The organism is Bordetella sp. FB-8, from assembly GCF_000382185.1.
GTDB lineage: Bacteria > Pseudomonadota > Gammaproteobacteria > Burkholderiales > Burkholderiaceae_B > Bordetella.
Genome location: NZ_KB907784.1, coordinates 1642964 through 1664748, shown reverse-complemented (window position 1 = coordinate 1664748; position 21785 = coordinate 1642964). Strand labels below are relative to the sequence as shown.

Here is a 21785-nt window from a genome sequence, read left to right as displayed (position 1 = left end):
TTGGGCGCCTAGGGCGGCGCCCAAACCCGACTCTTCGGAGCCGGCCGGACCTCAGGGCCGAATACAGCAAAAGACCTTACTCATAAGTCAGTAATTTAGGGAACAAATGTCCTTCTGCGCTGTCCAAGCCGACATGATTAGAGACGGACGCACGGTGTCCCGGGCGGCGCTGGAAGAGATGCGCCTGGTGGCGCTTGAACGAATGAAGGAAGGCGAGTCGCCGGCGACGGTGGCCGCCTCGTTCGGCCTGCATCGTGGTTGGGCTTACAAGGTGCTGGCCAAGGCTCGTGGTCGCGGTCATGGCAAACGTGCACTGCTTTCGAGCAAAGGCACGGGTCGCCCGCGGACGCTGACGGCGGCGCAGGAGAGGCAGGTCTTCGGCTGGGTCAACGGCAAGAACCCGCGGCAATACGGCTTCGACTTCGGGCTGTGGACACGGCAGATCGTGCGCGAACTGATCGAAACGAGGTTCGGTGCTCGATTGAGTTTGGCCAGCGTGGGCACCTTGCTGGCCCGGATCGGACTGACGCCGCAGAAGCCGCTGCAGCAGGCCTACCAGCGCGACCCGGTGGCGGTAGCGCACTGGCAGCAGAGCACCTATCGGGCGATCGTGCGCCAAGCCAAGCGGGAAAAGGCCGAGATCTATTTCTGGGACGAATCGGGCTTCCGCGCGGATGCGGTGCAGGGCCGGACGTGGGCGGCCAAGGGGCACACGCCGGTGGTCGCGGTGCCTGGGCAGCGGCAGGGCATCAGTGCGGCCTCGGCGGTCAACAGCAAGGGCGGCTTCTGGTTTGCCCTCTACCGCGGCGGCCTGAATGGCGAAGGGTTCATCAACTTGCTGAGGCAGATGATGAAGGGGCGGCGGCGGCCCATCCATCTGGTCGTGGATGGTTTGCCCGCGCACAAGACCAAGGGCGTGCGCGCGTATGTAGACAGCCTCAAGGGCAAGCTGACACTGCACTTCCTTCCCGGCTACGCGCCGGACTTGAATCCCGACGAATTGGTCTGGAGCTACGCCAAGCGCACTGGCGTGGCGCGCCGCCCGCTGCGGGCAGGCGAAAAGCTGGCCGACCTCGTGCATGCGCAATTGTCTGACATCGCCAAGCGGCCCGACTTGGTTCGATCGTTCTTCCGGCATCCAAGTGTCGCCTATATTTCTGACCTATGAGTAAGAACCCTTGTTCAAAAGCGCCTTCAACATATCTAGCCGTTGCTTGGGACTCATGGCCATGGTGGTCTCATCTTCGACCACCTTCGCGCTCCCGAGTCCCATCTCCTCGATGAAGCGCGAAGGCTCGCGCACGATGTCCTCGCGGGCGCGGCGACGCTTCTTGCACCAGCTCAGGTGCAGGCTGCGCTGGGCGCGCGTGATGCCCACGTACATCAGCCGGCGCTCTTCCTGTATGCGTACCGCCAACGCCTCGGCGGCCTGGGCCGCATTGCCGGTGTCCTCGTCGTCCTTGCCCAGATGCGGCAGTAGGCCGTCTTCCACGCCGGCAAGATACACGTGCGGATATTCCAACCCCTTGGAGGCATGCAGCGTGGAAAGCTTGACCGCATCGGGTTCTTCGTCCTCGCCGCGTTCGAGCATGGTGATCAACGCCACGTGCTGCACCAACTCGAACAGCGTGTAGCCGTCTTCCTCGGCCTTGCGCTTGAGCCATGAAGTCAGCTCCAGCACATTCTGCCAGCGGTTCTGCGCCGGCCGCTCCTCCAGCGTGTCGTAGAGATAGCGCTCGTACTGGATCGCACCCAGCATGTCGTCGAGAATCGCCCCCGCGGGCTCGGCGGCAATAATGTTGCCCCCACGCTGCGCCTGCGGCTTGCTGCCCCCCGAGGGGGCTGTTTCGCCTTGGGGCGGCCCGGCGGCGAAACCCTCGGGCGCCTGCTGAGCGCCTCGTCCCGCGCGCCACTGGATGCGGCGTATGAATTCGGCGAAGGTGCGCAAAGGTTCCAACTGGCGCGCGGCGAGCAGGCTTTCCAGGCCTGCCTCGTCCACCGCCGCCAGCAGCGACAGATCTCGCGAGGCGGCATACTGCCCCAGCGTCTGCAAGGTGCTCTGGCCTATGCCGCGTCGCGGCGTGGTGGCCGCGCGGATGAAGGCCGGATCGTCCTGGCCATTGGCGACCAGGCGCAGATAGGCCAGGATGTCGCGCACCTCGGCCTTGTCGAAAAAACTCTGCCCGCCCGAGAGTGTGTAGGGAATCTTCAGATTGCGCAGCGCCTGTTCCAGCACGCGCGACTGGTGGTTGCTGCGATACAGGATCGCGTAGTCCCTCCACTGTCCGCGACGCTCGAAACGCGAGGCCGATATCTTCATCGCCACGTTCTCGGCTTCCTGTTCGTCGCCCTCCATGGCCGTAACGGTGATGGGCTCGCCCGCGCCCAGATCCGACCATAATTTCTTGTCGAACAGCTTGGGGTTGTGCGCGATCACGCTATTGGCCGCGGCCAGGATGCGCTGAGCCGAGCGATAGTTCTGCTCCAGCTTGATGAGCTTGAGCTGCGGGTAGTCGGTGGTGAGCTTGCCCAGGTTTTCCACCGTGGCGCCGCGCCAGGCATAAATGGCCTGATCGTCGTCGCCCACCGCGGTGAACATGGCGCGCATGCCCGTCAGCAGCTGCACCAGGCGGTATTGGCAGGCGTTGGTGTCCTGGTACTCGTCCACCAGCAGATAGCGAAGGCGGTTCTGCCAGCGCGTGCGTACCGCTTCGTCGCGATCGAGCACCTCGGTGGGTAGGCGGATCAGATCGTCGAAGTCTACCGCCTGGTAGGCCGCCAGCGTGACCGCATAGCTGTGGTACACCTGCACGGCCTCGACTTCGGTGGGCGTGCGCGCGATGTTGGCGGCCTGGTCGGGCGAGACCAGTTGGTTCTTCCATAGCGAGATGATGGACTGCACCTCGCGCAGGCGGCCGCGATCGGTGGTGGCCAGCAACTCCTGGATGATGCCCATGGCATCGTCCGAATCCAGGATCGAGAACTGCGGCTTGAGCCCCGCATGCGCGGCCTCTTCGCGCAGAAAGCGCACACCCAGCGCATGAAAGGTGCTGATCGTCAGCCCCTTGGCCAGCTTGGGGTCGACCAGTGTCTTGACCCGTTCGGCCATCTCGCGCGCGGCCTTGTTGGTGAAGGTCAGCGCCGCCACATTGCGGCCCATATATCCGCAGTCGCGCAGCAGGTAGGCGATCTTCTGCGTGATCACGCGCGTCTTGCCGCTGCCCGCGCCGGCCAGCACCAGGCAAGGGCCGTTCAGGTAGAGCACCGCTTCTTTCTGGGACGGGTTCAGGCCGTGACCGATGGGCGTATCGCTTGCGGACATCATATTTCCAGGGGATCGACTTCGAGCTGCCAGCGCACGCGCATCTCGCCCGCGATCTGAGGCAGCCACGCCGACCATGCCGTGAGAAAGGCCTGCAGGGCCGGGCGATGCGTACTCTCGACCAGCAGCTGTGCGCGCTCCACGTGGGCCACGCGCACCACACGCAGGGGTACGGGATCGTAGCGCGTCACCGCGTCCAGCGCCGGCAGCCCGGCCTGGTCGGCCACGTCGCGGGCGCGCTGCAGAAAGGCCAGCGCCTGCTGCAATTCGCGCGCCTCGGCCGTGAGCAAGGCTTGATAGGCATAGGGCGGCAGGCCGGTGGCCTCGCGCTCCTGCAACATGTAGCGCGCAAAGCCGGCATAGTCGTGGCGCTTGAGCGCCTGGTACACCGGCTGCTCGGGGTAGCCGGTCTGGATGATGACCTCGCCGTTCGCCGTATGGCGCCCGGCTCGGCCCGCCACCTGCATCAGCTGCGCGAAAAGACGTTCGGGTGCGCGAAAGTCATGGGCGAACAGCATCGAATCTGCATTGAGCACGCCGACCAGCCCCAACCGCCTGAAGTCGTGCCCCTTGGACACCATCTGCGTACCCACGAGGATATCGACCTCGCCGGCGTGTACCGAAGCGAACAAGGCCTGCGCACTGCCTTTTTTGCGCGTGCTGTCCGCATCGATGCGCGCGATCCGCGCCTGCGGAAACAGCTCAGCCAGGTGTTCTTCCACGCGTTGCGTGCCGCGCCCCATGGGCAGCAGGTCCTGGTCGCCGCATTCGGGACAGGCGCGCGGCACCGTGCCTTGATAGCCGCAGTGATGGCAATGCAGACGATATGCCGAACGCCCTTCGACGCGATGCAGCACTGTGAACGTGGAGCAGCGCGGGCAATGGCTGACCCAGCCGCACGAGCCGCAATGCAGCACCGGCGCATAGCCGCGCCGGTTCAGGAAAACCAACGACTGCTCGCCGCGCGCCAGACGGTCTCCCAGCGCCTCGATCAACTGCGGCGACAGGCCCTGCTTCATCTGCAGGCGGCGCGTATCCACCAGGCGCACATCGGGCAGCCGGCTGGCGCTCGCGCGGTTCTGCAAAGCCAGCCGCAAATAATGGCCGCGTTCGGCGTGCTGCCAGGATTCGAGCGAAGGCGTCGCCGACCCCAGCACCACCGGAATGTCCCGATCGTGCGCGCGCCACACGGCCAGATCGCGCGCCGAATAGCGCAGACCTTCCTGCTGCTTGTAGGAAGGATCATGCTCTTCGTCGACCACAATCATCCCGAGCTCGGGCATAGGCGCGAAAATGGACATGCGCGTGCCCAGCAGCAACCGCGCCTGGCCGCGCTGCACGCGCGACCACGATTCGATGCGTTCGCCGTCGGCCAGGCCGCTGTGCAGCACGGCCAGGCCGCCGGCGCCGATGATCGGCTCAAAGCGCGCGCGCAGCGCCGCCTCCAGCTGCGGCGTGAGATTGATCTCGGGCACCATCAACAGCACCTGCCGCCCGGCCGCCAGCACCGCTTGCGCCGCGTGCAGGTAGACCTCGGTCTTGCCACTGCCCGTCACGCCATGCAGCAGCACGGGCTTGAATCCGTTTAAAGCGGCGATGGCATCCACCGCGACCTGCTGCTCAGGGTGCAAGGCCGGCGGCTGAGCGATAGGGGAGGCCGATGCTTGCGGTGCCAAGGTTTGAGGCTCATCCTGGGGCGCCGGATCGGGGGCAACCTGCGCCTTGCGCTCCTGCCTGGCTTGCGCCGCGTCACGCCGCGCTACCGGCCCCAGCCCCGATCGCTTGCCCTGGTAAGAGGACGGCTTGCGCAAGGGCGGCGGGAGCACGGGCAGCATGACCTCGCCCAGCGGCCGCTGGTAATACTCGGCAGCGAAACGCGCCAGGCGCATCCAATCCGGCGCGAAAGGCGGCAGATCGTACAGCACCCGTTCCACGGTCTTGATCTGGGCTGGATCCATGCTCGGCGCCTGCGCCAGTTCGACCACCACACCCACCAGTTTGCGCCGTCCGAAAGACACGATGACGCGCAGGCCCGGCTCGACGTCTTGGTCGCAGCGGTAATCGAACAGTCCGGGCAGCGGGACGTCAAGCGCCACCCGCAACCAGCGGGGTTCGCCGGCAGGCTGCCTGGCCAGGACGGGAACGGAAACCGGATTTGTCATGCTCGTTTGAAAGCCATGACCGGAATCGACTTAAAGTGTTTTCTTGAAATACGCGCTAAATCTGCACGCATCAGAGGGTTGCCTGAAATTTTTGTTCCGCCTGTGGATAACTTTGGGGAAAAGAGCTTGAGTAAGCCCCGAAGTACCGATGGAAATGTTTCAAAATGATAAAATGAAAGTATGCGGTTTTTCTATTTTTCTATTTAAAATCATATTGTTATGTATTAATTCAAGAATCACTCGCAAGTTTTCGGGGTAATCTCGGAGATTCCCAATATTGTGCACAACTCTGAATATGTAGGCATAGATTACGCGTGCGTCTGCGCCGAAGCAGACACTCACTGCGAGTGAAAGACAGGGCTGTAACGATGTACTTCATCGATCAGTTCGCCTACGGCTTCGGGCGGTGTGAACTGGGAAATTCCATGCCCAAGATTGAAGACATGCCCGCCCGCGTCGGCCGGTCCGAAGGTATCCAACACCCGCCGGGCTTCAGCCCGCACGGCCTGCTCGCCGCCGAAAAGCGTCATGGGATCCAGGTTGCCCTGCAGGGCAACGGCGTCGCCCACACGCTTGCGCGCCGCGCCCAGGTTGACCGTCCAGTCCAGGCCCACGGCATCACAGCCGCAAGCAGCGATGTCTTCGAGCCAGGCCCCGCCGCCCTTGGTAAAGACGATGACCGGCACTGGGCGGCCTTCGCGTTCGCGGCGCAGCCCCTGGATCACCTGGCGCGTGTAGGCCAGCGAGAACTGCTGGAACAAGCCGTCGGCCAAAACTCCGCCCCAGCTGTCGAACAGCATCACCGCCTGCGCACCGGCGTCGATCTGCGCGTTGAGGTATTGCCGAGTGGTCCGGGCGTTGACCTCAAGGATGCGATGCAGCAGGTCGGGACGCGCGTAGAGCATGCTCTTGATGAGGCGATAGTCGTTGCTGCCCTGACCCTCGACCATATAGCAGGCGACCGTCCAGGGACTGCCGGCGAAGCCCAGCAGCGGCACGCGACCGTCGAGCTCGCGCCGGATCTGCGCGACGGCGTCGAATACATAGCGCAGCTTGTCCATGTCGGGCACGGCCAGTCGGGCCACATCCGCCTCGTCGCGCACGGGCCGGACAAAGCGCGGCCCCTCGCCCTGCACGAACTCCAGGCCCAGGCCCATCGCGTCGGGCACGGTAAGGATGTCGGAAAACAGGATGGCGGCGTCCAGCGGATAGCGGGCCAGGGGTTGCAGCGTCACCTCGGTCGCGTAGTCGGGACTCTGCGCCAAGCCAAGGAACGATCCCGCTCGCGCCCGGGTGGCGTTGTACTCGGGCAGGTAGCGTCCCGCCTGGCGCATCAGCCAGATTGGTGTATAAGGTACGGGTTGTCGCAGCAGGGCACGCAGGAGCACATCGTTTTTCAGGGCAGAAGGCACGGCTTTACTCGTCGATTGCGAACCCTGATTCTACTGTCCCGCCGCCGCTAGCTCGTGCTGCGCCGGGGGCGACCGGCGAGCGGCGGCGCATCGTACTCGCTCTGGGCCGCCGCGGCGGCACGATAGGTCTTGGCGTCGATGGCATGCTTGTGCATGAGGGCCCAGAAGGCTCGCCTATGCTTGTTGACAGCCCGAGCTGCCCGCGCGACATTGCCGTCGTGCCGGGATAGGATCTGGTGCAAATAAGCGCGTTCGAATCCCGAAACGATGCGCGCCTTGGCCTGGCGGAACGACTCGTCGGGCTCATAGGAGGCGATGTCGATGCCGCAGGAGCGCTGCAAATGCGACGCAGTCGGGCGAATCTCGATCGGCGTAAAAGAAGACGCCGCGCCGTAAGCCGATGCTGGCTCCTGCAGTTGTCCGCGACCGGGCAGGTGCAGGAGCCTGGCGCGCAGTTCCTCGGAACATACCGGTACCCGAAGGAAGTCCATCACGCCCAGCGCCAGCAGATCGGCCAGCGCCGCGGCCTTGACCTCGCGCACCAGCGCCAACACCGGGGTTCGCAGCACGGACCGTGCGCGCGACAAGGCAATGCGCACCCACGGCAGATTGGCCGGCTCGACATAGAGCAGGCAGGCGTCGTAGCGCTGCAGAGCCAGCGCCGACGCTGCGATCAGCCCCGTGGTATCGGAGATGGCGCCGTTTGGCCCACCGGCAGCCAATGCCAGGTCATAGAGGTGCAGCTTGAGCCGGCCGCCGCCGTCGATCGGATCCGCCCCGGCCTGGTCGGGCACCTGCAGTACCGCACACTCGAACATTTCGCGCATGGATAGCTCCTGAAGAAATAGTCAGGAGCGATGTTAAGGAAATAGTCAGAAATGGGCTATGCGCACTTCCCACAATGCGCAGGCACTCGCGGAGCGCTTCGGTCTTCGGCGGGACACAGATACTGTTCGGCTCGGACTGGCCGTTTCCCATGGGTCTGCCCAAGCCTCACGAACAGCTTGCGGACGTAGATCCCGCCCTGCTGGACAGCATCCGCCTCGCCAATGCCCAGTCCTTGCTGGAACAAAAATAAGCTTTCGGAAAGGAACAAGGCGGGCCTGAGCCCGCCTTGCCATGGCCGCGACGTGCGCGGCGCGAAAGTTGCCCGAAGGCGCGCGGTTAGTGCGTCGAACGACCCTGACGGATCTTGCGCGCCGCGGCGGCTTCGGCGGCCAGCATAGCCAGTTCGGCCTCGACCACGGCGATGTCGGCCTTGTCCTTGGCGTTGCGCAGGGCCTCTTCGGCCTTCTTGCGCGCTTCCACGGCGCGGGCTTCATCCAGGTCGGCGCCGCGGATGGCGGTGTCGGCCAGGACCGTCACGCTGCCCGGTTGCACTTCCAGGATGCCCCCCGCAACGAAGACATGTTCTTCGCTATTGTCGGGCCGGACGATCTTGACCGTGCCGGGACGAATGCGCGAGATCAGCGGAGTGTGGCCGGGCAAGATGCCCAACTCGCCCGATTCGCCAGGCAGCACCACGAACTTCGCCTCGCCGGCGAAGATCGCTTCATGCGCGCTGACGACGTCCACTTGAAGGTTAGCCATGCGTATTCCTTGTTGATAACGCCGCCACGCAGCGCCTGCGGCTTGCCGCTCCCGAGGAGACAGTTTGCCTGGCGGCGCGACGCGGCAGCAAACGCTTATTGCAGCTTCTTGGCCTTCTCGAAGGCTTCGTCGATGGAGCCGACCATGTAGAAGGCCTGTTCGGGCAGCGCGTCGCACTCACCGTCGACGATCATCTTGAAGCCGCGGATAGTTTCAGCCAACGGTACGTACTTGCCGGGCGAGCCGGTAAACACTTCGGCCACGTGGAAGGGCTGCGACAGGAAACGCTGGATCTTGCGCGCGCGGGCCACGGCCTGCTTGTCTTCCGGCGACAGTTCGTCCATGCCCAGGATCGCAATGATGTCGCGCAGTTCCTTGTAGCGCTGCAGGGTCTGCTGCACGCCGCGCGCCACCTGGTAGTGCTCCTCGCCCACGACCTGCGGGTCGAGCTGGCGGCTGGTGGAGTCGAGCGGATCCACGGCGGGATAGATGCCCAGCGAGGCAATATCGCGCGAGAGCACGACGGTCGAGTCCAAATGCTGGAACGTCGTGGCGGGCGAGGGATCGGTCAGGTCGTCCGCCGGCACGTACACGGCCTGGATCGAAGTGATCGAGCCCGTCTTGGTCGAGGTAATGCGCTCTTGCAGCACGCCCATTTCTTCGGCCAGGGTAGGCTGGTAGCCCACGGCGGAAGGCATGCGGCCCAGCAGGGCGGACACTTCGGTGCCGGCCAGGGTGTAGCGGTAGATATTGTCGACGAAGAACAGGATGTCGCGGCCTTCGTCGCGGAACTTTTCGGCCATCGTCAGGCCGGTCAGCGCCACGCGCAGGCGGTTGCCCGGGGGTTCGTTCATCTGGCCGAACACCATCGCGACCTTGTCCAGCACGTTCGACTCTTCCATTTCATGGTAGAAGTCGTTGCCTTCGCGGGTACGCTCGCCCACGCCGGCGAACACCGACAGGCCGCTATGCTGCTTGGCGATGTTGTTGATCAGTTCCATCATGTTGACGGTCTTGCCCACGCCAGCGCCGCCGAACAGACCCACCTTGCCGCCTTTGGCGAAGGGGCAAACCAGATCGATCACCTTGATGCCGGTTTCCAGCAGTTCGACCGAAGGCGAGAGTTCGTCGAACTTCGGGGCATGCTGGTGAATGGCACGCTTTTCTTCGTGGACGATGGGACCGGCTTCGTCAATGGGACGACCCAGCACGTCCATGATGCGGCCCAGCGTGCCAGTACCTACCGGCACCGAGATCGGGGCGCCGGTGCCGGCCACAGGCATGCCGCGGCGCAGGCCGTCGCTGGAACCCAGCGCAATGGTACGGACCACGCCGTCGCCGAGCTGCTGCTGCACTTCGAAGGTCAGACCCTTCTCGGCGAACGCACCCTCACCGGCGTCAACCAGGGTGAGCGCTTCGTAGATCTTGGGCATGTGATCGCGGGGGAACTGAATATCCACCACGGCGCCGATGCACTGAACGATGGTTCCGTTGCTCATGTCGATTCCTTGCTTGATAGCTTGTAATAGGTGGCGAGGGCCTTAAACGGCCGCCGCGCCCCCCACGATTTCCGAAATTTCTTTGGTGATCGCGGCCTGGCGGGTCTTGTTGTAGACCAGTTGCAGCTCGCCGATGACCTTCTTGGCATTGTCCGACGCGGCTTTCATGGCCACCATGCGAGCGGACTGCTCGGAGGCCATGTTCTCGGCGACCGCCTGAAACAGAAGTCCCTCGATATAACGCTGCAGCAGGTCGTCGATGACGGCCTGGGCATCGGGTTCGTACAGATAGTCCCAGCCATGCGTGGTCGGCAGCTTGGCGCCTTCGGTCTGCTCGGCCGACACGCCGGCCTGAAAGGGATCGTCCAGGCTGCCGGCCAGGGGCAGCAGGCGGATGAAGGTCGGCTCCTGGCGCATCGTGTTGATGAAGCGCGTCGTAGCCAGGTAAAGCGCGTCGATGCGACCGGCCAGGTAGTCGTTGATCTGGACTGTGATGGCACCGAGCAGGCGTTCCATATTGGGCGCATCGCCCAGATGGATTTCCTGCGACACCAGCTTGCTGCTGATACGGGTCAACAGGCCCAGGCCCTTGTTCCCCAGGGCGGTGGTCTGCACCGCGACGCCCTTCTGCTGGAACTCCTTGAGCTTGGCCAGCACCACGCGGCTGATGTTGGTGTTCAGACCGCCACACAGGCCCTTGTCGGTGCTGACCATGACTACACCGACCGCCTTCATCTCGCGTTCCTTGAGGAAGGGGTGGTTGTACTCAGGGTTAGCCTGCATCAGGTGCAGGGCGATGTCACGCACCTTGCGGGCATAGGGACGGCCCGCGCGCATCCGCTCCTGCGCCTTGCGCATCTTGGATGCGGCGACCATCTCCATCGCCTTGGTGATCTTGCGCGTGTTTTGCACGCTCTTGATCTTGGTGCGGATTTCCTTGATTCCGGGCATTGCGCTTTCCCGTTACTTAGTAAGCACCGTGCTTCTTGAATTCCACGACGGCCGCGGTGAGCTCGGCTTCGTCGCCCTTGGACAATTCCTTGGTGTCTTCGATGCGCTGGATCAGGTCGGCGTGCTTGGACTTGAGCTGTTCCTTGAGCGCCTTCTCGAAAGGCAGCACCTGGGAAACGTCGATATCGTCCAGGTAGCCATTGTTGACCACGAACAGCGACATGGCCAGCTCCCACACCTGCAGCGGCTGGTACTGAGGCTGCTTGAGCAGCTCCACCACGCGCTTGCCGCGCTCGAGCTGGCGGCGGGTGGCGTCATCCAGATCGGAGGCGAACTGCGCGAAAGCGGCCAGTTCCCGGTACTGGGCCAGATCGGTACGGATACCGCCGGACAGCTTCTTGACGACCTTGGTCTGGGCGGCGCCACCGACGCGCGACACCGAGATGCCGGCGTTGATGGCCGGACGCACACCGGCGTTGAACAGGTCGGTTTCCAGGAAGATCTGACCGTCGGTGATCGAGATCACGTTGGTCGGCACGAAGGCGGACACGTCGCCGGCCTGCGTTTCGATGATGGGCAGGGCGGTCAGCGAACCAGTCTTGCCCTTGACGGCGCCGCCGGTGAACTTCTCGACGTACTCTTCGTTGACGCGGGCGGCACGCTCGAGCAGGCGCGAGTGCAGGTAAAACACGTCGCCGGGGTAGGCTTCGCGGCCGGGCGGACGGCGCAGCAGCAACGACACCTGGCGGTAGGCCCAGGCCTGTTTGGTCAGGTCGTCATACACGATCAGGGCGTCCTCGCCGCGGTCGCGGAAATATTCACCCATGGTGCAGCCGGCATAGGGGGCCAGATACTGCATGGCGGCCGAGTCCGACGCGGCGGCAGCTACGACGATGGTGTACTCCATCGCGCCGTGCTCTTCGAGCTTGCGCACCACGTTGTTGATGGTCGAAGCCTTCTGGCCGATGGCGACGTACACGCAGGTGACGCCCTTGCCCTTCTGGCTGATGATGGCATCGACGGCAACGGCGGTCTTGCCGGTCTGGCGGTCGCCGATGATCAGTTCGCGCTGACCGCGGCCGATCGGCACCATGGCGTCGATGGCCTTGATGCCGGTCTGCAGCGGCTGCGACACCGAGCGGCGGGCGATGACGCCCGGCGCCACTTTTTCGATGATGTCGGTCTGCTTGGTGTTGATCGGACCCTTGCCGTCGATGGGCTGACCCAGCGTGTTCACCACGCGGCCGCACAGCTCCGGGCCGACCGGCACTTCGAGAATGCGGCCGGTGGTCTTGACCGGGTCGCCTTCGGACAATCCGGTGTAATCGCCCAGGATCACGGCGCCGACCGAGTCGCGCTCGAGATTCAGCGCCAGACCGTAGACATTGTTGGGGAATTCGAGCATTTCGCCCTGCATCACGTCGGACAGGCCGTGGATGCGGGTGATGCCGTCGGTCACGGACACGATGGTGCCTTGCGTACGAACATCGGTCGAAGCGCCCAGGCCCTCGATGCGGCTTTTGAGCAGTTCGCTGATCTCGGAGGGATTGAGTTGCATATTGACTCCTGGAATCCTGTATGTGGCTGGCTGCGCGACTTTTATTACGCGGCCAGCATGTCGCGCATGCGGGTCAGTTGGGCTTGAACGGAAGTGTCGAGCACCTGGTCACCCACGGCTACGCGCACGCCGCCGATCAGCGAGGGATCGACCGTGACGTGGGGCTTGAGCTTGAGGCCGAACTTGCCTTCCAAGGAGGCAACCAGATCCTTGACCTGGGCCTCGGAAAGCTCGAATGCGCTGGTGATTTCCGCCTGCGCCGAACCTTCATGGCGATTCTTCAGCGCGATGAAATGCTCGGCGATTTCAGGCAGCAGCAGCAGGCGGTCGTTCTGCACCAGCAGTTCGATGAAATTGCCGGCCGACGCGGACAGTTTGTCCTTGAGGTCCTTGAGCAGGCCGCTGAAGACCTGAACGCGCTGGGCGTCGTCCAGGCGCGGATCGCTCATGGCTTCGCGCACGTCGGGATTCGCGGCGATCTGCGCCATCTGGCCGATCAGGTCGGCCCAGCCCGACAGGCCCAGGGCCTTGTCGTCGCTGGCCGCCTGAAACAGGGCCTCGGCGTAGGGACGGGCGACAGTGGAGAGTTCAGCCATGTCAGTTCCGCGTTGTCATTAGAGCTGCGCCTTGAGCTGTTCGAGCAGCTCGGCGTGGGCGCGCGCGTCAACTTCGCGCTTGAGGATCTGCCCGGCGCCCTTGACGGCCAGCGCCGCCACGTCGTCGCGCAGCGCATCGCGGGCGCGCTGCACTTGCTGCGCGGCGTCCTGCGCAGCCTGGGCCACGATGCGGGCGCGCTCGGCTTCGGCTTCGCGTCGGGCTTGCTCGATCATGGAGGCAGCCTGCTTTTCGGCTTCGGCCATGCGGGCATGGTTCTCAGACTTGGCAGACGCTTCCATCAGGCTGACGCGAGCCTGGGCCTGGGCCAGATCGGCCTTGCCCTTCTCGGCCGCAGCCAGGCCGTCAGCGATTTTCTGACGGCGCTCGTCGATCGCCTTCATCATGGGAGGCCACACGAATTTCATCGTGAACCAACCCAGAATGAAGAACACGATCATCTGGAAAAAGATCGTCGCGTTCAGATTCACGGTCGTTCCTTTAACACCTTTCTGCTTCGGACGCGCTCATGGCGTTCCGAAGCTCTCGACAATCGAAACCCGCATCCGTGTAGAACCCGGAAGCGGGCACGGCCATGATCATGGCCAGGCCCGTGCTTAACCAGCGAAGGGGTTGGCGAAGGCGAACAGCATGGCGATACCCACGCCGATCAGGAACGCGGCGTCGATCAGGCCAGCCAGCAGGAACATCTTGGTCTGCAGGGCGTTCATCAGTTCGGGCTGGCGAGCCGAGGCTTCCAGGTAGCGACCGCCCATCAGGCCAATGCCGATACAAGCGCCGATGGCGCCCAGACCGATGATAAGACCGCAAGCGAGGGCAACGAAAGCGACGTTGGTCATGACAACTCCTTGGTTAAATATCTGAAATCAAACTTGAAAACGGGTACTGCTCTATGCAAGAAACTCTTGCGACCCGGCGCGTGCCCGAAGCCCGCGCCGGAAAACCGGGAATCAGTGTCCTTCGTGGGCCTGACCGATGTACACCAGGGTCAGCATCATGAAGATGAACGCCTGCAGCAGCACGATCAGGATGTGAAAGACGGACCAGATGGAGCCGGCCACGATTTGGCCCAGGCCCAGGGCGATGCTGGTGCCGTTAAAGCCCGTCCAGGCGCCGCCCAGCAGGGCGATCAGCAGAAAGAGCAGTTCGCCGGCGAACATGTTGCCGAACAACCGCATGCCCAGCGACACGGATTTGGCGGCGTATTCGATGATGTTCATCAGCAGGTTGATGGGGGCCAGGATCACGCCGCCGATGCCGTGCGCATGAAAGGGCGCGGTGAACAGCTCCTTGACGAAGCCGCCCGGACGCTTGATCTTGATGCCGTAATAGAACATCAGCAGCAGTACGCCCAGCGACATGCCCATGGGCACGTTCAGGTCGGCCGTTGGAAGAATGCGGTGGTAGTAAAGGAAATCGCCAGGATGGCGACCCCAGCCCAGGGCGTGGAAGATCGTGCCCGGCAGGTCGACCGGCAGCAGATCGAGCGCGTTCATCACGGCGATCCACAGAAAGACCGTGAGCGCCAGCGGAGTAACGAAAAGGCGGCTCTTGGCGCTATTGACGATGCCCTTGGCCTGATCGTCGACCATGTCCACGACCATTTCCACCGCGCCCTGGAAGCGGCCCGGCACGCCGGACGAGGCGCGGCGGGCAACGTACCACAGGCACAGCACAACCACCAGACCCATGAAGATGGACCAGAACAACGAGTCGTAGTTGACGACGTTGAACTGGGCAATGGTGGTCTGCTTTTCACCCAGATTGTTCAGGTGCACCAAGTGGTGCTGAATGTACTCTGCCTGAGGCGAGACACCGCTTTCTGCAGCCATGGAAAATCCTATCTTCTACTGCTGTTATACCCAGGCGGGCCGTTGCTGCTGCCCCGCGTGGAACCCGGCGCAAACGACCGCGCATTTCTGTTCTTGGTACTGCCTACTGCCTTGACCGCTTGCGCAACAACATGAACGGAAGATAGCCCTTCAAGGTGAGCAACAGGCCAACCAGCACCGCCGGCCACACCAGCCACCCCCGCGCATACCAGGCCGCAAGACCCAGGATCAGCACCGTCAGCAGCAGCTTGGCAAGCTCGCCCAGGAGGAAGGCAAAGGGATTGGCCCGCATCGACCGCACGACACCGACCAGAAGGCGCAGCGCGAAAAACGCATTGGGAAACCAATAGGCCCCCGCCCCGATCAATGCCGACAGCCCCGCCGCCGACCCTGCCCACACCCCCGCCAGCACCGCCGCACCAAGGCCCATCACTGCCTGAGCCGCCAGAATGAGCAGCATGTCCCGGCAGGCCTGGGCATCGAGGGCGAGGCGCTCCTCGATCGACAAAACGATCGGCGGCGTCTCCACTTCTGCTTCGATGTCGGTGTTCTCTTCCCGCATGGCTACGACTCGCGCGTGCTTTTGCCCTTAAGTTCTACAGACAACAAAAGGTGGCGCCAGATCGCTCGGCCCCACCTTAATTTGTCAGCTTGCAACTCGCACCCGGAATTCGCGTTCCGCTAGCCGTGTTTCGCTAAGCATCAAACCTATCAAGTATAGCTTGCTTTTCTGGCCGACCGCAAATTAGCAAGCCCTCTGTCAGCCATTACGCGCCGGGCGAAACGACTGAAAAAAGTGACGAAACAACGGATCGGCGCGCCCGCGCCTAGCGATGCTTGAACGACGGCGCGCGCTTTGCCACGAAGGCGGCCATGCCCTCCTTCTGGTCTTCGGTGGCGAACAGGGAATGAAACACGCGGCGCTCGAACAGGATGCCTTCGGCCAGCGTGCCTTCGTAGGCGCGATTGACGCACTCCTTGGCCATCATGGCCGAGGGCAGCGACATGGAGGCGATGACCGTGGCAGCCTCGATGGCCTCGTCGAGCATCTTGTCGGCGGGCACCACGCGCGACACCAGGCCGGCGCGTTCGGCCTCCTCGGCGCCCATCAAGCGCGAGGTCAGCACCATGTCCATGGCCTTGGCCTTGCCGACTGCGCGCGGCAGGCGCTGCGTGCCGCCGGCGCCGGGAATGACGCCCAGCTTGATCTCGGGCTGGCCGAACTTGGCCGTATCGGCGGCGATGAGGATGTCGCACATCATGGCCAGCTCGCAGCCGCCACCCAGCGCATAGCCCGCCACCGCGGCGATCACCGGCTTGCGCACGCGCTTGAGCGTCTCCCAATTGCGGGTGATGTATTCGCTGCCGTAGACGTCCATGTACGACCAGTCTTTCATGGCGCCGATGTCGGCGCCCGCCGCGAAGGCTTTCTCGCTGCCGGTAATGACGATGGCGCCGATGCCGTCATCGGCGTCGAAGGCCAGCAGGGCCGCGCCCAGCTGGTCCATCAGGGTGTCATTGAGCGCATTCAGGGCCTTGGGACGGTTCAGGGTCAAGAGTCCCACGCGGCCGCGGGTTTCGGCCAGAACAAAGGATTCGCTCACGGGTATGTCTCCTGGCGGTCGGAATTAAGATATGAGGCATGAACGATACCGCCATTCTCTACCGCCTGCAGCCCCACGACCCCGCCGGGCACCGTTACCGTGTCGCGCTCACTGTGGCGAGGCCCGACCCCCAGGGCCAGAGACTCGCCCTGCCCGCCTGGATACCCGGCAGCTACCTGATCCGTGATTTCTCGCGTCAGATCGAGACGCTTGCGGCCAGGAGCGCAGGCCGGGCGGTGCCCGTGGAAAAGATCGACAACCATACCTGGCAGGCCGCACCCTGCGACGGCCCGCTGCAGGTTGAGTACACCGTCTACGCCTGGGATCTGTCGGTGCGCGGCGCGCATCTGGACGAGACACACGCCTTCTTCAACGGCACCAGCGTGTTTCTGCGCGTCCAGGGGCAGGAGCACGAGCCCTGCCTGCTCGATCTGGTTGCCCCGCCCGGGCGGGAGCACTGGAAGGTCTACACCGCGCTGCCCGAGGCACGTGGCATGCGCGGTTCCGCGCCGCGGCACGGCTTCGGCCTGTACCGGGCGCCCGACTACGACGCGCTGATCGACTACCCGGTAGAGATGGGCACGCCACAGGTCGTGAGCTTCACCGCGCACGGCGCCCTGCATGAACTGGTGTTCACCGGCGAGGTTCCCAGGCTGGACCTCAACCGCATCGCCAAGGACGTGCAGGCCATTTGCGAAACCGAGATCGCCCTCTTCGAACCGCGCACCAAACGCGCGCCGTTTCTCGACGGCACGGACCGCTATGTGTTCATGACCATGGTCACGGGCGACGGCTATGGCGGCCTGGAGCATCGCGCCAGCACGGCGCTGATGGCCACGCGCAAGGACTTGCCCGTAATGGGCCAACAGGGCCAGGGCGAGGGCTATCGCACCTTTCTGGGCCTGGTGAGCCACGAGTATTTCCATACCTGGAACGTCAAACGCATCAAACCGGCGGCCTTCGTGCCCTACGACCTGTCACGGCCCGATCTAACGCGGCTGCTATGGATTTTCGAGGGCTTCACCTCGTACTACGACGACCTGCTGCTGCTGCGTTCGGGCTGCATCACCCGCCCGGACTATCTGCGCCTGCTGGCCAAGACCATCACCGGCGTGGCGCGAGCGCCCGGGCGCAAGAAGCAGTCGGTGGCCGACAGCTCCTTCGATGCCTGGACGCGCTACTACAAGCAGGACGAAAACTCGCCCAACGCAATCGTCAGCTACTACACCAAGGGTTCGCTGGTGGCGTTGGGACTGGATCTGACGATACGCCAGCAAAGCAATGGCCGGCACTCGCTGGATGACGTGATGCGCCTGCTGTGGCAGCGCTATGGCCGCGATTTCTACCGGGGCCGCCAGCAGGGGCTGGATGAAGAAACCTTCCCGTCGCTAGTGCGCGAAGCCACCGGGGTGGATGTGCGCCGCTTCGTAGCACGCCATGCCTATGGCACGGCCGATCTGCCGCTGGCCGAGCTGCTGGCGACGGCCGGCGTGACGCTGCAATGGAAGCCGGCCTCGCCGATTCCTTGCATCGACGCGCGCGTGCGCAAGCAAGGCGAAGGGCTGGCGCTGGCTACGGTGCTGGAAGACGGCGCCGCGCACAAGGCCGGCTTGTCGGCGGGCGACGTGCTCGTGGCGGTGGATGGATTGCGCGTGGATGCGCCGGCCGGGCTGGACGTGCTGCTGTCGCAATACCGGGCGGGCGAGCGCGTGCAAGTGCACGTGTTCCGGCGCGACGAGCTGCGCGTCTTCACGGTCCGACTAAGCGCGCCGGCGGCGCTGGATTGCGTGCTGTCCTGAGCAGCCGGAAAATTCACGCTTACTGTTCGCGCCGCCGCTGTATGGCCTTGGCGGCCACGACGCCGTCGGCCATGGAGGTGACGACGCAAGGGTGCATGCGATTGGCGACTTCGCCTATGGCGTAGACGCCGGGCAAGCTTGCCTGCGCGGTCGCGGCGTCGGTGCGGATGTAGCCGCGCTCGTCGCGCGCCAGATCCAGGCCGTCGGCAAATGCCGCCTGCGGCTGCCAGCCGTAGAAAACCAGGATGAGATCGTAACGGCGGCCGTTGACCATGCGCGCGGCTGGGTCGACCCCATAGTCGCCACGATGCACGCCGGCTTCGCCGGCGCGGGCGATCCATTGCGACTGCGCGCGCACGGTACGCGAGTAGAGATGCACCGTCTTCGCGCCGCGTCCGCGCACATAGACGAAGTTCTCGAAAGCATTGTCGCCGCCGCCCAGCACGGCCACCGACAGCCCGGTGTAGTCCTGGGCCACGACGGCCGAACCCGGCCCCACCAGCACGCCGGGCCAACGCGCCTGCGGCGCATAGCCGGCCAGATTGCGCGCCTGCACGCCGGAAGCGATGACCAAGGCGCGGCCGCATACGGCCTTGCGCGGCCCGGCCTTGCGCGGCCCGACCTGACGCGGCCCGACCGACTCGACTACATAGAAGTTTTCCTGGGCCAGGACCTGCGCGGCCGGCGATTCCAGCATGACAGGCACGCCCGCCGCCTGCGCGCTTTGCGCCAGATTGTCGGCGATCTGCGGTCCGCTTGCCCCGGGCAGCGCCGCGATCCAGTCGTTGGCGAAAGGGTTGGCGGCTGCCAGTCCGCCCAGGCGTTCACCAGCCTCCATCAGCACGGGCGACAAACCCAGGCGCGCCAGCCAGACTGCACACGAAACGCCGGCCGGCCCGCCTCCAACGATCACTGCGTCGTATAGCTGTTGCATGTTCTTGAGCCTTACTCGATGCCCGATTGTAGTCACGCCTTACAATGACGCATTCTCATCCGCCCCCGAGATCATGCTGACCCGCCGCATCATTCTCTCCGGCCTGGCGCTCGACGCCCGCGTCGGCATACTCGAACACGAACGCCGCGCCACGCAGCCCCTGCACATCGACGCCGAGTTCGACGTGGACATCACGCACAAGACCGACGATCACGACATCCACAGCGTGCTCGATTACCGCAGCTTGCGCGAGGCGATCATCGAACAGTGCACACGCGCACACGTGAACCTGCTGGAGACCCTGACAGAGCAGATCGCGCAGCGGCTGCTGGCCGATTTTCCGGACATCAGCGCCATCAAGTTGCGCATCAGCAAGCCGATGGCGTTTTCCGATTGCGCGGCGGTCGGGGTGGAAATACAGACGCGCCGCTAAACGATGGACTCCACCGCTTTTCTCAACCGGGCCGAACTGAAGGCGCAGCACGAAGGCAACAAGCTTTCCAAGCGCCTGGCGCGCGAAACCACGCGCGCGATCTCCGACTACCACATGATCGAGGCGGGCGACCGCGTGATGGTCTGCCTGTCGGGCGGCAAAGATTCGTACGGCATGCTGGACATCCTGATGGCGCTGCAAAAGCGCGCGCCGTTCCCGTTCGAACTCGTCGCCGTCAACCTTGACCAGAAGCAGCCGGGCTTTCCCGACGACGTGCTGCCCCAGTACCTGAGCGATCTGGGCGTGCCTTTCCACATCGAGACGCAGGATACGTATTCCATCGTCACGCGCGTCATACCCGAAGGCAAGACCATGTGCTCGCTGTGCTCGCGGCTGCGGCGCGGCATCCTGTACCGCGTGGCCGGCGAACTGGGCGCGACCAAGATCGCGCTGGGCCATCATCGCGACGACATCCTGGGTACTTTCTTTCTGAACCTGTTCTATGGCGGCAAGATGAAAGGCATGCCGCCCAAGCTGGTATCGGACGACGGGCGGCACACGGTGATACGGCCGCTGGCCTATGTGCCCGAAAGCGATCTGGTCGCCTACGCCCAGCTCAAGCAGTTCCCCATCATTCCGTGCAATTTGTGCGGTTCGCAGGAGAACCTCAAGCGCAAGGAAGTCTCGCGCATGCTGCAGGAATGGGACCGCAAACACCCGGGACGCGCCTGGAACACCTTCAACGCGCTATCGCGCGTGGTGCCTTCGCACCTGATGGACCGCGAGCTGTTCGATTTCGCGGGCCTCAAACCTACAGGGCTGGCAGATGTCAATGGCGATATCGCCTTCGATCACGAAGATCCGCAGGTAGGCGCCGCTGCGCCGGCTTGCGACAGTGGCGACGATGGCATGATCGAGAAAGCGATTCGGTTCAGCGGGCTGCGTTCTTGAGCCTTAAGTTTGCCGTGACGGGACTGCCTGCTTGAGTTCTTGAGCCGTCTGCGGGGTATCGGCCCCTATCAGGGTGAGATGCTGCGAGTCCGAGCGAATTGGGCTGGGACAGCGCAGCTCGACACGCTCGGACGTCCCGAGAACTCACGACAACACACGAATCGGTGCGCCCTGCGCCCAAGCCCTTACGGCTTGGACCGCGTTGCCATAGAAATCGCGGAAGTTGGGTTCGTTCACATAACCCAAGTGCGGCGTGAGAACGACCTTGTCCATCGCGCGCAGCGGATCATCCGCCGGCAATGGCTCGACCTCGTAAACATCCAGGCCGGCTCCAGCCAGGCGGTCTTCGCGCAGAGCGGCGAACAAGGCGGCCTGGTCCACCAGGCCGGCACGCGACGTGTTGACCAGAAAAGCCGTGGGCTTCATCGCAGCCAGCGAAGCCGCATCCACCACCTGTTGCGTGCGCGGGCTCAGCACCAGATGCAGGCTGACCACGTCGGACGTGGCGAACAGCTCCTGTTTGTCCACGCACCTGAACCCCGCCTGCGCGGCTCGCTCGTCGGTGAGGTTGGGGCTCCAAGCCACCACGTCCATGCCGAAAGCCTTGCCGACCGTGCCGGTGGCCGCGCCCAGCTTGCCCAGGCCCACCACGCCCAAGCGCTTGCCGGCCAGAATCTGCGGCATGCCGGTTTCCCACAGGCCGGCGCGCATGGCCGCCTGCTCCTGGGGAAGGCGCTTGAACAGCGCCAGAATCATCGCCCAGGCCAGTTCGGACGTGGCGTTGGAGGCCTGGCTGCTGCCCGGCGCGCCGCACACCAGCACGCCACGCGCCTTGCAGGCCTGCATGTCGATGGCGTTGTTGCGCATGCCGGTGGTGACCAGCAGCTTGAGCTCGGGCAGGGCCTCGATCATGGCAGCCGGAAACGGGGTGCGCTCGCGCATGGCGACGATCACATCGAACGGCGCCAGCGCCTCGATGCGGCCAGGACCTTCGGGCAAATATTGGTGAAACACTTGCACTTTCGCCTGCGCCCCCAAGACCGTCCAATCGGCATAGCGTTGGGCCGCGCCGTGGTAATCATCCAGTATCGCGATGCGCATGGCCTGCTCCACTTAGCATTGA

The 21785-nt window shown here is 64.1% G+C and carries 22 protein-coding genes; 6 read left to right on the top strand and 16 right to left on the bottom strand.

Annotated elements, in window-relative coordinates; genetic code table 11:
- Window positions 1-133 precede the first annotated feature (133 nt).
- On the top strand, window positions 134-1168 hold the full coding sequence (locus H143_RS0107955) for an IS630 family transposase (RefSeq protein WP_155803558.1): 1035 nt from the start codon (window positions 134-136) through the stop codon (window positions 1166-1168).
- On the opposite strand, the gene H143_RS0107950 is transcribed toward H143_RS0107955, so the two are convergent.
- Window positions 1163-3322, bottom strand: coding sequence for a UvrD-helicase domain-containing protein (locus tag H143_RS0107950; protein ID WP_019937704.1), 2160 nt, complete (start codon window positions 3320-3322; stop codon window positions 1163-1165). The two genes, H143_RS0107955 and H143_RS0107950, sit on opposite strands and share 6 nt — an antisense overlap.
- The gene (locus tag H143_RS0107945) at window positions 3322-5484 is read right to left on the bottom strand and encodes a primosomal protein N' (protein WP_019937703.1); all 2163 of its coding nucleotides are present in this window, start codon (window positions 5482-5484) and stop codon (window positions 3322-3324) included. Before H143_RS0107945 ends, H143_RS0107950 begins: the two co-directional genes overlap by 1 nt.
- 15 nt (window positions 5485-5499) lie before the next feature.
- On the opposite strand from H143_RS0107945, the gene H143_RS22925 reads away from it, so the two are divergent.
- Complete coding sequence (locus tag H143_RS22925; RefSeq protein WP_231378475.1) at window positions 5500-5652, top strand: hypothetical protein; 153 nt, start codon at window positions 5500-5502, stop codon at window positions 5650-5652.
- Window positions 5653-5822: 170 nt separating this feature from the next.
- On the opposite strand, the gene hemE is transcribed toward H143_RS22925, so the two are convergent.
- Both hemE and H143_RS0107935 read right to left on the bottom strand, forming a co-directional pair.
- On the bottom strand, window positions 5823-6896 hold the full coding sequence (hemE, locus tag H143_RS0107940; protein WP_033365421.1) for a uroporphyrinogen decarboxylase: 1074 nt from the start codon (window positions 6894-6896) through the stop codon (window positions 5823-5825).
- 47 nt (window positions 6897-6943) lie between these two features.
- On the bottom strand, window positions 6944-7723 hold the full coding sequence (locus tag H143_RS0107935; protein WP_019937701.1) for a helix-turn-helix domain-containing protein: 780 nt from the start codon (window positions 7721-7723) through the stop codon (window positions 6944-6946).
- Between the two features lie 74 nt (window positions 7724-7797).
- Here H143_RS0107935 and H143_RS22405 point away from each other — a divergent pair, with 74 nt between their 5' ends.
- A complete protein-coding gene (locus H143_RS22405; protein ID WP_019937700.1) occupies window positions 7798-7974 on the top strand; it encodes a hypothetical protein in 177 nt (58 codons plus the stop codon).
- Window positions 7975-8060: 86 nt separating this feature from the next.
- Here the strand turns inward: H143_RS22405 and H143_RS0107925 are convergent, their stop codons facing one another.
- From H143_RS0107925 to H143_RS0107880, 10 genes are all read right to left on the bottom strand, one after another.
- Window positions 8061-8486, bottom strand: a complete 426-nt coding sequence (locus tag H143_RS0107925) for a F0F1 ATP synthase subunit epsilon (RefSeq protein ID WP_019937699.1) — start codon at window positions 8484-8486, stop codon at window positions 8061-8063.
- A gap of 95 nt (window positions 8487-8581) precedes the next feature.
- Complete coding sequence (atpD, locus tag H143_RS0107920) at window positions 8582-9985, bottom strand: F0F1 ATP synthase subunit beta (protein WP_019937698.1); 1404 nt, start codon at window positions 9983-9985, stop codon at window positions 8582-8584.
- A gap of 42 nt (window positions 9986-10027) precedes the next feature.
- Window positions 10028-10936: a F0F1 ATP synthase subunit gamma gene (atpG, locus tag H143_RS0107915; protein ID WP_019937697.1), complete on the bottom strand. Its 909-nt coding sequence runs from the start codon at window positions 10934-10936 to the stop codon at window positions 10028-10030.
- Window positions 10937-10952: 16 nt separating this feature from the next.
- On the bottom strand, window positions 10953-12494 hold the full coding sequence (atpA, locus tag H143_RS0107910) for a F0F1 ATP synthase subunit alpha (protein WP_019937696.1): 1542 nt from the start codon (window positions 12492-12494) through the stop codon (window positions 10953-10955).
- Window positions 12495-12538: 44 nt separating this feature from the next.
- Window positions 12539-13090 carry a F0F1 ATP synthase subunit delta gene (locus H143_RS0107905; protein WP_019937695.1) on the bottom strand — a complete coding sequence of 184 codons (552 nt, stop codon included), beginning with the start codon at window positions 13088-13090 and terminating at the stop codon, window positions 12539-12541.
- An 18-nt stretch (window positions 13091-13108) separates the two neighbouring features.
- Window positions 13109-13579, bottom strand: a complete 471-nt coding sequence (locus H143_RS0107900; RefSeq protein ID WP_019937694.1) for a F0F1 ATP synthase subunit B — start codon at window positions 13577-13579, stop codon at window positions 13109-13111.
- Between the two features lie 126 nt (window positions 13580-13705).
- A complete protein-coding gene (gene atpE, locus H143_RS0107895) occupies window positions 13706-13948 on the bottom strand; it encodes a F0F1 ATP synthase subunit C (protein ID WP_019937693.1) in 243 nt (80 codons plus the stop codon).
- A 111-nt stretch (window positions 13949-14059) separates the two neighbouring features.
- Complete coding sequence (atpB, locus tag H143_RS0107890) at window positions 14060-14941, bottom strand: F0F1 ATP synthase subunit A (protein ID WP_019937692.1); 882 nt, start codon at window positions 14939-14941, stop codon at window positions 14060-14062.
- Between the two features lie 103 nt (window positions 14942-15044).
- Entirely contained in the window at window positions 15045-15503 is a 459-nt protein-coding gene (locus H143_RS0107885; RefSeq protein WP_019937691.1) for an ATP synthase subunit I, read from the bottom strand.
- 265 nt (window positions 15504-15768) lie between these two features.
- Window positions 15769-16545, bottom strand: coding sequence for an enoyl-CoA hydratase (locus tag H143_RS0107880; RefSeq protein ID WP_019937690.1), 777 nt, complete (start codon window positions 16543-16545; stop codon window positions 15769-15771).
- A 38-nt stretch (window positions 16546-16583) separates the two neighbouring features.
- Between H143_RS0107880 and H143_RS0107875 the strand changes: the two genes are divergently transcribed.
- Entirely contained in the window at window positions 16584-18344 is a 1761-nt protein-coding gene (locus H143_RS0107875; RefSeq protein WP_019937689.1) for a M61 family metallopeptidase, read from the top strand.
- A 19-nt stretch (window positions 18345-18363) separates the two neighbouring features.
- On the opposite strand, the gene H143_RS0107870 is transcribed toward H143_RS0107875, so the two are convergent.
- Window positions 18364-19278: an NAD(P)/FAD-dependent oxidoreductase gene (locus tag H143_RS0107870; RefSeq protein WP_019937688.1), complete on the bottom strand. Its 915-nt coding sequence runs from the start codon at window positions 19276-19278 to the stop codon at window positions 18364-18366.
- A 73-nt stretch (window positions 19279-19351) separates the two neighbouring features.
- Between H143_RS0107870 and folB the strand changes: the two genes are divergently transcribed.
- Window positions 19352-19711 (top strand): dihydroneopterin aldolase, encoded by a 360-nt coding sequence (folB, locus tag H143_RS0107865; protein WP_019937687.1) that lies wholly within the window; start codon window positions 19352-19354, stop codon window positions 19709-19711.
- A 3-nt stretch (window positions 19712-19714) separates the two neighbouring features.
- The gene (ttcA, locus tag H143_RS0107860; protein WP_019937686.1) at window positions 19715-20662 is read left to right on the top strand and encodes a tRNA 2-thiocytidine(32) synthetase TtcA; all 948 of its coding nucleotides are present in this window, start codon (window positions 19715-19717) and stop codon (window positions 20660-20662) included.
- Window positions 20663-20806: 144 nt separating this feature from the next.
- Here the strand turns inward: ttcA and H143_RS0107855 are convergent, their stop codons facing one another.
- Entirely contained in the window at window positions 20807-21763 is a 957-nt protein-coding gene (locus H143_RS0107855) for a D-2-hydroxyacid dehydrogenase family protein (protein WP_019937685.1), read from the bottom strand.
- Window positions 21764-21785: the final 22 nt, after the last annotated feature.